At 59.1% G+C, this 14,535-nt stretch carries 11 protein-coding genes; all 11 read left to right on the forward strand.

Annotated features, from left to right (window positions below; all coding sequences use genetic code 11):
• Nucleotide 1: 1 nt before the first annotated feature.
• Complete coding sequence (locus TBK1r_RS24575; protein ID WP_145216864.1) at nt 2-409, forward strand: hypothetical protein; 408 nt, start codon at nt 2-4, stop codon at nt 407-409.
• A complete protein-coding gene (locus tag TBK1r_RS24580; protein WP_145216867.1) occupies nt 406-1,128 on the forward strand; it encodes a sigma-70 family RNA polymerase sigma factor in 723 nt (240 codons plus the stop codon). The genes TBK1r_RS24575 and TBK1r_RS24580 overlap by 4 nt, the downstream gene beginning before the upstream one ends.
• A gap of 47 nt (nt 1,129-1,175) precedes the next feature.
• Nucleotides 1,176-2,321, forward strand: a complete 1,146-nt coding sequence (tssA, locus tag TBK1r_RS24585; RefSeq protein ID WP_145216870.1) for a type VI secretion system protein TssA — start codon at nt 1,176-1,178, stop codon at nt 2,319-2,321.
• Between the two features lie 131 nt (nt 2,322-2,452).
• A complete protein-coding gene (gene tssB, locus TBK1r_RS24590; RefSeq protein WP_145216873.1) occupies nt 2,453-2,971 on the forward strand; it encodes a type VI secretion system contractile sheath small subunit in 519 nt (172 codons plus the stop codon).
• Between the two features lie 66 nt (nt 2,972-3,037).
• Nucleotides 3,038-4,537, forward strand: a complete 1,500-nt coding sequence (tssC, locus tag TBK1r_RS24595; protein ID WP_145216876.1) for a type VI secretion system contractile sheath large subunit — start codon at nt 3,038-3,040, stop codon at nt 4,535-4,537.
• 277 nt (nt 4,538-4,814) lie between these two features.
• Nucleotides 4,815-6,386 (forward strand): type VI secretion system contractile sheath large subunit, encoded by a 1,572-nt coding sequence (tssC, locus tag TBK1r_RS24600; protein ID WP_145216879.1) that lies wholly within the window; start codon nt 4,815-4,817, stop codon nt 6,384-6,386.
• 74 nt (nt 6,387-6,460) lie between these two features.
• Nucleotides 6,461-7,267 carry a type VI secretion system accessory protein TagJ gene (locus TBK1r_RS24605; RefSeq protein ID WP_145216882.1) on the forward strand — a complete coding sequence of 269 codons (807 nt, stop codon included), beginning with the start codon at nt 6,461-6,463 and terminating at the stop codon, nt 7,265-7,267.
• A complete protein-coding gene (gene tssE / locus TBK1r_RS24610; protein ID WP_145216886.1) occupies nt 7,268-7,762 on the forward strand; it encodes a type VI secretion system baseplate subunit TssE in 495 nt (164 codons plus the stop codon).
• Nucleotides 7,759-9,600, forward strand: coding sequence for a type VI secretion system baseplate subunit TssF (tssF, locus tag TBK1r_RS24615; protein ID WP_145216889.1), 1,842 nt, complete (start codon nt 7,759-7,761; stop codon nt 9,598-9,600). The genes tssE and tssF overlap by 4 nt, the downstream gene beginning before the upstream one ends.
• Nucleotides 9,564-10,709: a type VI secretion system baseplate subunit TssG gene (tssG, locus tag TBK1r_RS24620; RefSeq protein WP_145216892.1), complete on the forward strand. Its 1,146-nt coding sequence runs from the start codon at nt 9,564-9,566 to the stop codon at nt 10,707-10,709. Before tssF ends, tssG begins: the two co-directional genes overlap by 37 nt.
• Before the next feature lie 44 nt (nt 10,710-10,753).
• A complete protein-coding gene (tssH, locus tag TBK1r_RS24625) occupies nt 10,754-13,546 on the forward strand; it encodes a type VI secretion system ATPase TssH (protein ID WP_145216895.1) in 2,793 nt (930 codons plus the stop codon).
• Nucleotides 13,547-14,535 lie beyond the last annotated feature (989 nt).

Consider the following 14,535-nt stretch of genomic DNA (forward strand, 5'->3'; position numbering starts at 1 on the left):
GATGCCTGCCCAGCCCTCCCCGTCGCGCCAGACTTACACGCAATATCGCGAGGCCGACGACGCATCGGGTGTCGCCCCGGATGGCGAGCGATCGACCGACGCCACCGCTACCAGCCAAAGCCAACGTTTGCTGCAAGAGGTGTTGGGGGAGACGCTGATTCGGCATCAAGAGAATTCGGATCAGTTGCTGGATGTGCTTCGCGCTGAGAAGGTTCGGCATGAGAACGCCCCGTGTGACGAGGCGTTGTTTGTGTCGATCGCCACCGCGGTTCTGCGACATCGGCTGGGGCCGCGGTCACGGCAGCTGCCCGCCGACCTGTATGATGAAGTCGGCCGGGCGTTGTGGACCAATGACTACAGCCGCGGCCGGATCGAGCGATTTTGGAATTCTTTAGGAGCGGAACCGTGAGTGCCCATCCGAGCGACGCGTCCTCCGGTGACGGCGAATCACCCGCCGACCTGATCAACGAAGCGCAGGGATTGGTGCGTTCGCTGGCGATGCGGGTGCACCGTTCGCTGCCGATCCCGATGGATCTGGACGACCTGATCGCCTACGGCCAACTGGGGCTGGCCGAAGCGGCACAGAAATACGACCCCGAATGCGGCGCCCGCTTCACGACGTTCGCCTATTACCGAGTCCGCGGGGCGATCTACGACGGGGTCTCGAAGATGAACTGGACCAGTCGCGCGCGGTTGCGGCGGATGCGGTTTCGCGACATGGCTGAGGATGTCCTGCACGCGGAATCCTCAAAGTCGGAATCCGCTAGCGATGGCACCAGTTCCAACGAGGATGCGGATTGGTTGGGTAAGATGGCCGAGCGGCTGGCGATCGTCTACCTGGCCAGCGGTGACGACGATTCGGAAACGAGTGTCTTGGCACAAGCGGCCGATCAGCACGAGATCCCCAGCAAGGTCGTTGCAAACCGCGAAATGCAAACAACGCTACGCAAATTGGTCAACGACCTGCCCAATGATGCCAAACGATTGATCATCGCCATCTATTTCGAAGGTTTTTCGCTGACCGAAGCGGCCGATCGCATTGGGATCAGCAAGAGTTGGGCGAGTCGAATACATGCGAAGAGTCTGGACCAGATGGCCCAGAGCCTGCGTCGCAGCGGCAACGATTAAACGTATTCCCGTGAGACGTCCACTACGCTGGGCACCGAGAGTTCATCATGGCATCTGAAACGACACTTGATTTTGATCAACTGCTGGCCCCGATTTCGGACGAATCCCCGAGCGGGCAGTATCTGCGTCGCAGCGATTTCGAGCGGTTCCAGCGCGCCAAGGACGCACGCGCCGAGGCGGTCAATGCGGAACGCAAGATTCGCGAATTCGCAATGTACGACGAGGACGAACTGGCGGCGTTGAGCGATCAGGGACAGGGCGTCGAAGTGCCCAGCTCGCCGGACTGGCGATCCGTGCTGGACCAATGCGTCGACATCATCGCGCATCATTCCAAAGACCTGTGGGTGGCGTCCTGGTTGGTCGAAGCCAACACGCGACGCAACGGTTACGCCGGCGCACGCGACGCCTTTCGATTGATCAGCAAGATTTGCGAGACGTATTGGGACGGGATTTATCCGCCACACGACGACGAGGACGGGTATCTGGACACCGTTTCGCAGCTGGCCAGTTTGAACGGTGTGGAAGGACCGGGGACATTGATCGCCCCGCTGGAGGAAATTCCGTTGCTGCCCGAGTACGGCGCGCTGACTTACGCGGCCTACCGCGAGGCGACCGTCGGGGGCGGTGGCGGCGAAGTCACCGAGAATGACTTCGACAATGCGGTCCGCCAGATCGATTTGGATCAATTGCGGCAACAAGAGGAAGACCTTGCCGAGGCGATCGAGGCTTACAAAGAAATGACCGCGGTGCTGGAATCCAAGTGCCGCGTCGAGGGCGAAGAGGACCACACGCCGCCGAGCAGTCAGATCCGACGGACATTGGAAACGATTCAGCAGGCGTTCTCAAACCTGACACGCAACCTGTTGTCCAGCAACGGTGACGCAGAACCCGAAGGCGACGGGGAGACCACGGCGACAGGATTGACGCCCAATGCGGGGCCCAAGGTCGATCTGGCACAGGCCCAGGTCAACAATCGCGAAGACGCGTTTCGGATGTTGATGAAGGCCAGCGAATTCTTTCGCAAGACCGAGCCGCATTCGCCGGTCAGTTACATGTTGCAACAGACCGTCGAATTCGGACGCATGGACCTGCCGACCTTGCTGCAAAAATTAATACAAGACTCAAGTGTGCTGAAGAACTTGTCCGAACGCACCGGGATTCCGGTCAAGGAGGATGAGTACGAGGATGATTGAGACACATTTTCACTAGTTTCTTGTCGCTCGGCCGCCCCGCAAAGCTTGCTTGGGGGGGGCCGGTGACTTAAAACCGAATGGTAGAGGGGCTCGTGTTCGAGCTCGCAAATCGCGCGTCTGGAGATAATGAGATGGCCGAAAGCCAACAACAAAAGTTGAACCGTGTCCGAAAGCCTCGCGTTCACATCACCTATGAGGTGGAAACCGAAGGGGCACAGGTCGTCAAAGAGCTGCCTTTTGTGGTCGGCGTGATGGGCGATTTCTCGGGGGACCCGACGAGCAAGTTGAAACCGTTGAAGGATCGAAAGTTTATCCAAATCGACCGCGACAACTTCAACGATGTGTTGCAACGCATGACACCGGGATTGAACATGCGTGTCGAAAACACGCTGGCCGGTGACGGCAGCGAAATGTCGGTCAACTTGGACTTCAAATCGATGGACGACTTCGAACCGGCGAACATCGTCGACAAGGTCGATCCGCTGAAGAAGTTGATGGCCACGCGAAACAAGCTGCGTGATCTGGCCACCAAAATCGATCGGAGCGACGATCTGGAAAACGTGCTGGAACAAGTGCTCAAAAACAGCGACCAGCTCAAGCAGCTTTCCGGAGAGCTTGGCATGGACAACGACGAACCGGCAGCGGAATAACCCCCGCCCCCGTTCGTCCTTCAAACTATTCTGAATCAATCCCCCGATGTGAGGAGTCAACTTGCCATGAGTACCGGTGAGACCGAAGGCCAAGCTGAACAGCAGTCAACGACCGAGACCGAAGAAAGTGTCAGTCTACTGGAAACCGCGATCGCGGCGACCAAAAAGACCGAACGCTCTCGTGCCGAAGAGCTGATCAAAACGCTGACCGAAGAAGCCCTGAAGGGGACCGTCACGTTTGACAAGGATGTCATGCGATCGATCAATGCCGCCATCGCCGGCATCGATGCCAAAATGAGCACCCAGCTCGCCGCGATCATGCATCACGAGAAATTCCAAAAACTGGAAGGCTCGTGGCGCGGACTGCATCACCTGGTCCAGAACAGCGAGACCGGTGACTCCTTGAAAATCCGCGTGCTCAACTGTGGCAAACGCGAGTTGTTCAAGGACATGGACCGAGCCGTCGAGTTCGACCAGAGCCAGTTGTTCAAAAAACTCTACGAAGACGAATTCGGCACTCCCGGTGGCGCCCCCTACGGCGCGCTGATCGGCGATTACGAGTTCACCAACCATCCCGAAGACGTCGATCTGCTGACCAGCGTCAGCGGTGTCGCCGCCTCGGCGTTCTGCCCCTTCATCTCCGCCACCGCGCCGCAACTGTTCGGGTTCGACGAGTGGACCGAACTTTCCAAACCGCGTGACTTGGCCCGCATCTTTGATTCGGCCGAATACACCAAGTGGAAAAGCTTCCGCGAGAGCGAAGACAGCCGGTTCTGTGTGTTGACGATGCCGCGAACCCTGGCCCGATTGCCCTACGGTGCCAACACCAAGACCATCGACGAATTCGCCTACGAAGAAGTCCCGGTGGGGAAAAAGGGCGAATCCATCCACGTCGCGCACGACGAATTCTGTTGGATGAACACGGCCTACGTGATGGGCACGAAATTGACCGACGCGTTCGCCAAGACCGGTTTCTGCACCACGATTCGCGGTGTCGAAAACGGCGGCAAGGTCGAAGGTCTGCCCTCGTATATCTTCAAGGCCGATGACGGCGACATGGACTTGAAATGTCCGACCGAAATCGCCATCACCGATCGCCGTGAAAAAGAACTCAGCGATCTCGGGTTCCTGCCCCTATGCCACTTCAAGAACACCGACTACTCGGTCTTCTTTGGCGCCCAAACGACCCAGAAACCCAAGCTCTACGATCGCCCCGAAGCGACCGCCAACGCGGCGATCAGCGCCCGGTTGCCGTACATTATGGCCACCAGCCGCTTCTCGCACTACTTGAAGGTCCTCGGACGCGACAAGATCGGCTCCTTCATGGAAGCGAGCGATTGCGAAGCATGGCTGGATCGCTGGATCCACAACTACGTGACCAGCGACCCCAATCCGCCGTCGGACGTGAGGGCCCGTTATCCGCTGGCCGAAGCACGCGTCGAGGTCAAGGAGATCCCCGGCAAACCGGGCTCCTACAACGCCGTGGCGTGGATGAGACCCTGGCTGCAAATGGAAGAGTTGACGACCAGCATGCGAATGGTCGCCAGCATTCCCAAGCTCGGCTGATCCGGAACCAGAGTTATCGAAGTGCCCGTCGCCGATGGCGCGGGCAAAAGCCGTTGGTGTCTAGGCTTTAGCCGATCCCTCTGCACCAACGCTGTGAAGCATTTATTCCCCGCGATTTACGAGAAGTTAGCGGCAGGACGCAAGCCCTCCGGTTCCTCATCGTTCCCGAAACACCGGAGGGCTCGCGCCCTACCGCTAAGAAATGCTTCACAGCGTTGCCTCTGCACCCTGGAATGCCTGAAGGCTGCACGCCAACCATTGCCAAGAGCAAGCCACGATGTCGCCTGCCGAGTTCCACTCCGATGGATCGTTTCACACCGAAGTACTCGCGGAGTCTCTGCTTCAGCGAGTCCTGTCGGCTGTCGCAGTGGACAGTCACGACGACCGCGCGGCGCCGACTTCGCCATCCGCTTCGACGCCTCTGGCGAAGTTTCTTGCCGCTGACGGTGTCGAAGAGTCGCTGGAATGCTGGTTCGGCAAAAGCTGGAGCCAAGATCGGCGGCTGCGAGACAAGGAATCGGTGCTCGCCCGCCTGGCCGCCGACATCGCCGAGATCGATCGGTTGCTCAACGACCAGATCAACGCGATTTTGCATCACCCCAAGTTCCAGCGTTTGGAATCCTCCTGGCGCGGGCTCGCGTTTCTGGTCCGCCGAGCGGACATCGAAAGCGATCCGATGATCAAGGTCCGCGTGTTGTCGGCACGCTGGAAAGAACTCGAAAAAGACTTTGAACGCAACGTCGAATTCGATCAGAGCGCCCTGTTCAAAAAGGTCTACGAGGAAGAACTGGGGATGCCCGGCGGGGAACCGTTCGGCGTGCTGATCGGAGACTACGACATCCATCCCCGCGTGTCGGCAGAACACCCGACCGATGACCTCTCGATCCTGAGAGCGTTGTCGGGTGTGGCGGCCAGCTCGTTTTGCCCGGTGCTGTTAGCGGCCAGCCCAGAGCTACTGGACCTGGAGAGCTTTTCGGAGCTGCAGGTGACACGCGACCATGAGGCCCGTCTGTCGCGAACGGATTATCTGAAATGGAACGCCCTGCGTGACGATGAAGACGCCCGATTCGTCGGCGTCGTGCTGCCGCGAATCCTGATGCGTGGGCCCTACGAAGACGACGGTAGCCGGATCGATCGATTTGTTTTCCGCGAAGACGTCTTCAGCCCCGACGGAAAAAGTTATTTGTGGGGCAACCCCGGCTATGCCTACGCGGCGGTGTTGATGCGTTCGTTTGCGACCAGCGGTTGGCTGGCCGACATCCGCGGACTCCGCCAAGACGTCGAAGGCGGCGGACTGGTCTCCGATCTGCCCGCGCTGAGTTTTCCCACCGACGCGCCCGGTGTGGTCCCGCGACCGATGACCGAAATCGCGGTCACCGATTCCCTGGAACGACAACTCAGCGATTTGGGCCTGCTGCCGATCTGCGATTGCAAAGACACGCCGATGGCGGTGTTCGCCAGCGGCCAATCGCTACAACGTCCCAAGAAGTACGACACCGCCGACGCCAACACCAACGCAAAAATCAGTGCGATGCTGCCTTACATGTTGACGGTTTCCCGGTTCGCCCACTACATCAAAGTGATCGGCAGAACCAAAATGGGCTCGTTTACCACGGCCGAAGAATTGCAACGCTTGCTGCACGACTGGATCATCGAATACGTCACCGCCGACCGGGAAGCCAGCGCCGACGTGAAAAGCCGCAAACCACTTCGCGAAGCCAGCATCACCGTTCAACCCGACCCCGGTAAGCCGGGATCGTTTTACTGTATCATGCGGTTGGCGCCGCATTACGAACTCGACGAAATGGTCGGAAGCGTTCGCCTGCAGACCCGGATCGGACGCTCGTAGGATCCGGCGGATACCCATCAATCCCTTTCATTCACTCCAACGCGCGTTCAACCGTCTAACCGAGGCATTCAACGATGACAAACACTCCGATGGAGCTGTACGAAGCGGGACGGCTGGACGAAGCGGTGGACGCGTCTCTGGCGGCGGTCAAAGCCAAACCGGCCGACGTCGGATTGCGGTTTCAACTCGCCGAACTCTCCTGCATCGCCGGCAACTTTGAGCGTGCCGACAAACAACTCGACACCGTCACCAACCAAGACCCGCAAGCGGCCATCGGTGCGGCGCTGTTGCGACAATTGGTGCGAGCGGAACTGGCCCGGCGAGAATGTTTTTTCAAAGGCCGGGTGCCGGAATTTTTGGGCGAACCGTCGGACAAACTCAAAGCACACCTTCAAGCGTTGACCCTGTATCGTTCCGGCGACGTCGCCGCCGCCGCGGCGGCCCTGGAGCCGATGGCCGAAACCGCCAACCTGAATCAGCCGATTGAAGTCGACGGCAACGAAGTCGACGAGATCCGCGACTTGGACGACCTGTTGTCGCCGGTCTTGGAAGTGCACACGACGACCGGAAAGTATTTTTGGGTCGACTGGAACCAGATCCTGGAGATGGAAATCCATCCGCCCAAGCGTCCCTTTGACCTGCTCTGGCGGCAAGCGTCTCTGTCGATCGAATCCGGCCCCGACGGCGAAGTGTACCTGCCGGCAATCTACTTGGAGCCGGCAGAAGACGGCCCGACCGACGCCAATCTGCAACTCGGCCGCGGCACCGATTGGGTCGATTCGGGCCAGGGAATCATTCGCGGCCGCGGCCAAAAAATGCTGCTCGCGGGCGACCAAGATTTGCCGATCATGGAACTGCAAACGATTCGGCGTGGTGAGTAAATGTCTCGCGTTCCCAACGACCGCCCCCTGATTCCCAGCGTGCTCGATCGGCTGATCGACTTGGACCCTCACAATCGGACCGAAGCGCCGCTGAACCGGACCCAGGTGCTACAGCAGATGAAAGAAAGCGTGGGACGCGACCTGCAAGCACTACTCAACACCCGCTGTCGCGCCACCAGTTGGCCGGACGATCTGAAAGAGCTGGACCGCTCGTTGTTCGCCTACGGCATTCCCGATTGCGTGGGCATCAACACGGGCTCTCGCGAACAACAGGAAATGCTGCGTCGGATGATGCTGCGTTCGATCGAAGCCTTTGAGCCGCGATTGATCAACGTGCACGTCCGACTGGCCGACACCAGCGATCCGACCGATCGGGCACTCCGCTTTCGTATCGACGGAATGTTGAAGGTCGACCCTGCGCCCGAGCCGGTGATTTACGACAGCAAGTTGGACGCGACCAGCGGAGACTTTTTAGTGCGTGGAGTTCGCCGATGACGGATCGATTGCTGCCCTACTACAACCAGGAACTTCAATACCTCCGCCGCTTCGGTTCGGAGTTCGCGCAGGAGCATCCCAAGATCGCCGCGCGGCTGCGGTTGGGCGATGATTTGAGCGAAGATCCGCACGTGTCGCGGATCATCGAGTCGTTCGCACTGCTTTCGGCCCGCACCCGACTGAAGCTGGACGATGATTTTCCCGAAATCACGCACGCGATGTTGGGCGTGCTCTACCCGCACTATCTCGCCCCGATCCCGTCGACGGCAGTCGTCGAGTTCGCACTCGATCCGCGGCAAGCGGAATTGGTCGGCGGCTACAAGATCGCGGCCGGCGAAGGCGTGGAAACCGAGTCGACCGAAGACGGAGCCTGCCAATATCGAACCGTCTATCCGGTCAAACTGTTTCCCTACAAAGTCGCCGCGGCAGGGTACAAGGGCCAGCCCTTTCAATGTCCCCCTTCGCCGCTGTTGCCCAAGGCCGAATCGGTCTTGCATGTGGAATTACGAAGCTTTCGCGAAGCCATCACCTTCGAAACGATGGAGATGACTTCGCTGCGGTTTTTCATCCGCGGGATCTCGCATGCCGCGATGGACTTTTACGAATTGATTCAGAACGACTCGATCGAAGTCTTGCTGGCGCGTTCTCCCACCGATCCGAAACCGATTCGATTGTCGGCCGGTGCAATCCATCCGATCGGGTTCGAGGCCGACGAGTGCATCTTTCCTTCGCAACCGAGAACGTTCAGCGGATACCGATTGTTGTCGGAATACTTTGCAGCGCCCGAGAAATTCATGTTCTTCGACGTCAAAGGGATTTCACAGGAATCGCTCAAAGGATTCGGCGGGTCGCTGCACCTGTACGTCTTGATGAAACGCCATGTCGGCGCGGTGGAACAATTTGTCGAACCGGAAACGATTCGCATCGGTTGCACGCCGATGGTCAATCTTTTCGAGCAGCGTTGTGAACCGATCCGGGTCAGCTACACGATGCCGGAATACCGAGTGATTCCCGATGCCCGCCAGCCCCGGGCCTTTGAAGTTCACAGTCTTTCAAGCGTGACGGCAATCGATTCGGAACGCGACGAAAAGGTTTATCACCCGTTTTATTCGGTCCGGCACGCCGGCGAGGAACGGCTGCGGCGGGGGTTTTATCATTTGCATCGGCGTCGATCGGGGCAAAGCGGCGGGGCCAAGGATCTGGCGACCGAGGTCTATTTGTCATTGGTCGATTTAGATTTCCAGCCCGACCAGAGTGACGGAACCGTGCTCGATGTGCGGGCGCTTTGCACGAGCCGAAATCTGCCCCAGCGATTGGAGTTTGGCGGCGGCCGCCCCAAGCTGCAGCTGGTTCACGGCGGACCGCTGGAAGCCCCCAAGTGCGTCACCCAACCGCGGGTGACACTGCGACCGCCGCTGGAAAAAGGCACGTACTGGCGGATGATCAGCCATCTGTCGCTCGGTCACGTGTCGCTGTTCGACGCCGACGAAGGGGCCACGGCGCTGCGAGAAATCCTGGGGCTGTACGATTTCATCGGCAAGGGAGACTCTCAGCAACGGATCGATTCGATTCGGTCGGTCAAGTGCCGGCCCGGAGTCGCGCGGTGCCAAAACCCGTCCGGCGGATCAACGCTGTGTCGCGGTCTGGACCTGGACATCTTGATCGACGAAGAACGTTTAAGCAGTGGCGGTGCCTATCTGCTCGGCATGGTGCTGGAACGATTCCTGTCCCTGTACGCTTCCATCAATTCCTTTACCCGAACCTCGTTGCGAAGTAGCCTCCGAGAACAAGAGGTTGCCCGATGGCCGGCGCGATCCGGAAGACAGACGTTTCTGTAAGCAAGCGGCTCGTCGACGAGCCGTATCAATTCAGTTTCTTTCAAGCCGTTCGGCTGCTGCTCTCCGGTGCGCTGGCGGAGATGGATCGCGATCTGTCGTTGGGGTCCAAGGCCCGTCGCGGGCGTCTGGGAACGGTCAGCAACATTTCCGAAGAAGGCGTCCGCTTTCGATCCGAAGTCTCGCTGAGTTTCTCGCCCAGCGAGATCGTGTCGCTGCAACCGAGACAGAGACGACGCGACGAGGACGACGATTCGGACAACCAGCCTTGGGAACTGGAGATTGCGTTTTGGGGACTGATCGGTCCGGCCGGCGCGTTGCCGAATCATTACACCCAACTGGTGATCGACCGCGTGCACAACAAAGACGTTGCGATGCGGGACTTTTTGGACATCTTTTCCCATCGCCAGCTGTCGTTTTTTTACCGGGCCTGGGAAAAATACTTCTTGCCGGCCGGTTTCGAAAACGCGGTCAACGAGCGACGCCCCGAAAACGATCTCGTTCGCGAAGCCCTACTCGCGATCGTCGGCCGCGGGACCAAGCACGTCCGCAATCGCTTGGAATCGGCCGATGACGCCTGTGTTTATTACGGCGGCCAATTCGTCGATCGCCCGACCGCCGAATCCCTCCGCGCGATGGTGTCGGATTACTTGCAATTGCCGGCCAAAGTGCTGTCACTGTTCGGCCAATGGCTGGTGTTGCCGATCGCCGAACGATCGCGTTTGGGGCGTGCCGATGGCCATTGCCGAATGGGCGTCGATACGATCATGGGAGACCGGACGTGGGACCCCAGTTCCAAATTCCGAATCCAGATCGGGCCGGTGACCTGGCAACAATTCGAAAGCTTGATGCCCACCGGCGAAACCTTGGTGCGGATCTGCCAATTCATCCGCAGCTACGTCGGGTTGGAATTTGATTTTGACCTGCAAGTCATCCTGTTGGCCGACGAAATTCCGGTCTGTGAAATGCCCTCGGAATCGTCCTTCACCGGCCCCGGCGAATCGACCAAGGTCAAACCGCATTTGGGATGGAACACTTGGCTGTGCAGTAAACCGCCCACGCACGACAGCGACGACGCGGTTTTTCACCACGACGGTGCGCCAACACGGTAGAACATAGATGTCCTCTTCTCTGACCTTCGACGCTTGACCGAACCATGGCACAAATCAATCTCAAAGAACTCGTCGGAAAACTCAACGACACTTGCCGTGGCGCTCTGGAAGCGGCGGCGGGGCTGTGTCTGTCCCGAACCAATTACAACATCGAGATCGAGCACTGGTTGCTGAAGTTGTTGGAGAACGACCAGTCCGACCTGACGATCGCCTGTAAAGCGTCGGGCGTGGACGTCTCTCATTTGATGTCCGATTTGAACAAAGCGATCGACAAGTTCAAAACCGGCAACGGCCGACCGCCCGCACTCTCGCCCAACGTGGTGGACCTGGTTCGCGAATCCTGGCTGTTCGCATCGGTCGATCACGGCGTCGCCAAAGTCCGCTCCGGTCACTTGCTGGTCGCCTTGTTGACGTCCTCGACGTTGCGACCGCTCGCCCGCGACGCCTCCGATCAATTCGACGAAATCAACGGCGACGCCATCATTCAAGATTTCGGAGTGCTGCTCGCCGATAGCGAAGAGTCGCAGATCCCGATGGCGGTCGGCGGTGGCGGGCCGCGGCCGGGCGGAGACCCGACCAAGCCGACGACCGGACCGACCAAAACACCGTCACTGGATCAATTCACCATCGATTTGACCAGTCGCGCCGAAGCCGGACAAATCGACCCGGTGCTCGGACGCGATCCCGAAATTCGCCAGATCATCGACATCCTGACCCGCCGACGTCAAAACAATCCGATCCTGACCGGTGAAGCTGGGGTGGGGAAAACCGCTGTGGTGGAAGGCTTCGCGCTCCGCGTGGCTGCCGGCGATGTCCCCGAAGCGATCCGAAACGTTCGCATACGAACCTTGGACCTGGGGCTGCTGCAAGCCGGTGCGGGCATGAAAGGCGAATTCGAGAATCGGCTCCGCGGGGTGATCGACGAAGTCAAGGGATCACCCACGCCGATCATCTTGTTCATCGACGAAGCCCACACGATGATCGGTGCGGGCGGCCAAGCCGGACAAGGCGACGCCGCCAACTTGCTCAAACCCGCCCTCGCCCGCGGCGAACTGCGGACCGTCGCCGCAACGACCTGGGCGGAATACAAGAAATACTTCGAAAAGGACGCCGCACTGGCCAGACGGTTCCAAGTGGTCAAAGTCGACGAACCCGATGAACCGACGGCCGTCGAGATGATGCGGGGCTTGGTCGACACACTGGAAAACCACCACCACGTCCGCATCATGAACGATGCCGTCGTCGAAGCGGTCAAGCTGTCCAATCGTTACATCACCGGCCGACAACTGCCCGACAAATCGGTCAGCTTGCTCGATACCGCGTGCGCGCGGATTCAGCTGAGCCAATCGTCGACACCGCCGGCGATCGAAGATGCGACCCGTCGCCGCGCTCAACTGGACGTTTCGTTACGCATCCTCCGCCGGGAAGAACAAACCGGCATGGACCATTCCGAAGCCATCGCGGCCGCCGAGGAGGCAAAGGTTGCGGTCGAGCAACGGCTCGAAACACTCAACGAACAATGGGAAACGGAAAAAGAGATCCTGGCGAAAATCATCGACCTTCGTAAACGGCTCGACAAAGACTCCCCCGAGCACTGGAAAGCGGAGCAGAAAGAGTCGGGAGAACAAGACGCCGCCAAGGGTTCCGAAGCCAAAGATGCTGCGAAGTCTGCGGACAAGGACGCTGAAGGATCTGCAGAGGAAGCCGCACCGCCGACCGAAGAGCAACTGCAAGCCTGGCGAAAGGAATTGGTCGGTTTGGAAAAGCAACTCAAAAAGGTCCAAGGCGAAACGCCTCTGCTGTTCCCCTGTGTCGATTCCAGTGCGATCGCCGAAACCGTTGCCGCCTGGACCGGCATCCCGGTCGGACGAATGGTCAGCAACGAAATTAACACCGTGCTGAACCTGAAAGAGCTGATGGAGGAATCGATCGTCGGCCAGTCCCACGCGCTCGATCGGATCGCGCAAAGCATTCGAACCAGCCGCGCCCAATTGCGAGATCCACGGATGCCGATCGGCGTGTTTTTGTTGGCCGGTACCAGCGGCGTCGGCAAGACCGAAACCGCGATCACGCTGGCCAATCTGCTCTACGGCGGCGAGCAGAACATGACCACGATCAACATGTCAGAATTCAAGGAAGAGCACAAAGTCTCGCTGTTGATGGGATCGCCTCCCGGCTACGTCGGCTATGGCGAAGGAGGCGTGTTGACCGAAGCCGTCCGTCGTAAACCGTACTCGGTCGTGCTACTGGACGAAGTCGAAAAGGCACACCCCGGTGTCCAGGACATCTTTTACCAAGTCTTCGACAAGGGCAACATGAAAGACGGCGAAGGCCGCGATATCGATTTCAAGAACACGGTGATCATCATGACCACCAATGCGGGAACGGATCTGATCAAGAGCCTGTGCGCCGATGACGAAACGATGCCCGATCCCGATGGGTTTCTGGAAGCCGTCTTCCCCGAACTGCTCAAGACGTTCAAGCCGGCGTTCTTGGGCCGAACGAGCGTGATCCCGTTTTACCCGCTCAGCGACGACGTGATGAGCAAAATCGTTCGGCTGAAACTCGGCAAGGTGCAGCGTCGTGTGGCGGACAGCTATGGTGCCAAGTTCACGTACAGCGATGACGTCGTCGACGGGATTCGTGCGCGGTGCACGGAAGTCGACACGGGGGCTCGAAACGTCGATCACATTCTGAACAAGTCGCTGCTGCCCGAATTGTCATCCCAAGTGCTGTCCAGCCTGGCCACCAACGCATCGATCACCGAAATCGCCATCGACATGAAAGACGACGAGTTCGTCTACACCGTCCACAGCGAAGACCCGGTCGCCGGTTAAAAGCAGCACGTCCTACGACGACCCATCATCCCGTCATGAAGACGCCCCGTCCGAACGACATGGGATTGAGCAACGTTGGTGTCCAGCCTTCAGGCGCATCCCACTCGCTGCGAAGCAGCGAAATGGGCGGCTAAAGCCTGCACACCAGCAAACGTTGGTGTCCAGCCTTCAGGCGCATCCCGCTCGCTGCGAAGCAGCGAAATGGGCGGCTAAAGCCTGCACACCAGCAACGTTGGTGTCCAGCCTTCAAGCGCATCCCACTCGCTGCGAAGCAGCGAAATGGGCGGCTAAAGCCTGCACACCAGCTACGTTGGTGTCCAGCCTTCAGGCGCATCCCACTCGCTGCGAAGCAGCGAAATGGGCGGCTAAAGCCTGCAAACCAGCAAACGTTGGTGTCCAGCCTTCAGGCGCATCCCGCTCGCTGCGAAGCAGCGAAATGGGCGGCTAAAGCCTGCACACCAGCAAACGTTGGTGTCCAGCCTTCAGACGTCCCCACTCGCTGCGGGGGACGTCGATTGTATTACTGACGAATGACTTGCCGTATCGCGTTGTGGGAACGACTCGCGAGCGGCAACCGCTCCTGCGGCCCGCACGCCAGCGGCGTGCCACATCAAAGCTTGGGGTCGCGCCCGCGCACCCCAAGTTCCTGTCGCCTTTTGGCAACCAATTTAGATTCTCTCCCCCTGGGAGAGACGGCGTTTGCGCAGTAAGCAAACGCCAGAGAGGGCCCACGCTGCAAAAGTCTTGACGCCTGCCGCTACGATCAAATCCGTCACTTATACAATCGATGTCCAATGGGGTTAAACAGAGCCCCCACCCGGAGTGCGCTTCGCGACTCCGGGCTTTGTTGTGGCACCGCTCTGCGGTGTGCACCGCAGAGCGGTGCCTAGCCCAAAAGTCGCTCAGTAATACAATCGACGTCCCGAGCAGCGACACCTCCTAATCACGACACATCGCCTCACCAACGTCCGGCATCGATTAGACTGGGA

Origin of the sequence: Stieleria magnilauensis (genome assembly GCA_007753675.1) — a bacterium.
GTDB lineage: Bacteria > Planctomycetota > Planctomycetia > Pirellulales > Pirellulaceae > Stieleria > Stieleria magnilauensis.